We start from the raw sequence: 1,741 nt of genomic DNA, 5'->3' as shown, positions 1-1,741 counted from the left end.
ACGAGGACAATGGAAAGAAAAGGAATAAATAAAGCAAACAAGAAAGACAAGAAGTCAATTTAAGGTAAAGACAATAACTTTGAGATAAGAAAACAAAGAAGTAAAAACTGACAAAAAGGTGAAGAATTTAAAATATAGTAAAATATATTGAATGAAGAGTTTGATCCTGGCTCAGGATGAACGCTGACAGAATGCTTAACACATGCAAATCGATGTTAATTAAATAAGCTTGCTTAATTAAGAGACATGGTGGACTGGTGAGTAACGTGTAAAGAACTTGCCTCTTAGACTGGGATAACCGTTGGAAACGACGGATAATACTAGATATTATTAGAGTAGGGCATCCTACATTAATGAAAGAGAGATCACTAAGAGAGAGCTTTGCATCCTATTAGCTAGTTGGTGGGGTAAAGGCCTACCAAGGCGATGATAGGTAGCCGGCCCGAGAGGGTGAACGGCCACAAGGGGACTGAGATACGGCCCTTACTCCTACGGGAGGCAGCAGTGGGGAATATTGGACAATGGAGGCAACTCTGATCCAGCAATTCTGTGTGCACGAAGAAGGTTTTCGGATTGTAAAGTGCTTTCAGTAGGGAAGAAGAAAGTGACGGTACCTACAGAAGAAGCGACGGCTAAATACGTGCCAGCAGCCGCGGTAATACGTATGTCGCAAGCGTTATCCGGAATTATTGGGCTTAAAGGGCATCTAGGCGGTCTAACAAGTTGAAGGTGAAAAGCTGTGGCTCAACCATAGTCTTGCCTACAAAACTGTTAGACTAGAGTACTGGAAAGGTGGGTGGAACTACACGAGTAGAGGTGAAATTCGTAGATATGTGTAGGAATGCCGATGATGAAGATAACTCACTGGACAGAAACTGACGCTGAAGTGCGAAAGCTAGGGGAGCAAACAGGATTAGATACCCTGGTAGTCCTAGCTGTAAACGATGATCACTGGGTGTGGGGGTGCGAAACCTCTGTGCCGAAGCAAAAGCGATAAGTGATCCGCCTGGGGAGTACGTACGCAAGTATGAAACTCAAAGGAATTGACGGGGACCCGCACAAGTGGTGGAGCATGTGGTTTAATTCGACGCAACGCGAGGAACCTTACCAGGTCTTGACATACTCGGAATAAGATGGAAGCATCTTAGTGCCTTCGGGAACCGAGATACAGGTGGTGCATGGCTGTCGACAGCTCGTGTCGTGAGATGTTGGGTTAAGTCCCGCAACGAGCGAAACCCCTATCATTAGTTGCCATCATTAAGTTGGGGACTCTAATGAAACTGCCCGCGACGAGCGGGAGGAAGGTGGGGATGACGTCAAGTCATCATGCCCCTTATGATCTGGGCTACACACGTGCTACAATGGGTAGTACAAAGAGGAGCGAAGCAGTGATGTGGAGCAAATCTCAAAAGCTACTCTCAGTTCGGATTGAAGTCTGCAACTCGACTTCATGAAGTTGGAATCACTAGTAATCGCAAATCAGCAATGTTGCGGTGAATACGTTCTCGGGTCTTGTACACACCGCCCGTCACACCACGAGAGTTAGTTGCACCTGAAGTTACTGGCCTAACCGCAAGGAGGGAAGTACCTAAGGTGTGATTAGTGATTGGGGTGAAGTCGTAACAAGGTATCCGTACCGGAAGGTGCGGATGGATCACCTCCTTTCTAAGGAGAATACAAAATAAAGATATTGATTAACTTAAATACTTTAATGTTTTGTTTGCTTTATTTATTCCTTTTA

At 45.1% G+C, this 1,741-nt stretch carries 1 rRNA gene; it reads left to right on the top strand.

The features are described from left to right. Positions 1 to 148 precede the first annotated feature (148 nt). A 16S ribosomal RNA gene (locus tag GM111_RS07895) occupies positions 149 to 1,665 on the top strand. The last annotated feature ends 76 nt before the right edge of the window (positions 1,666 to 1,741 follow it).

This window comes from Streptobacillus canis, from assembly GCF_009733925.1.
GTDB lineage: Bacteria > Fusobacteriota > Fusobacteriia > Fusobacteriales > Leptotrichiaceae > Streptobacillus > Streptobacillus canis.
Note: the sequence above shows the minus strand (reverse complement) of the source record. Positions and strands in the feature narration are given on the sequence as shown.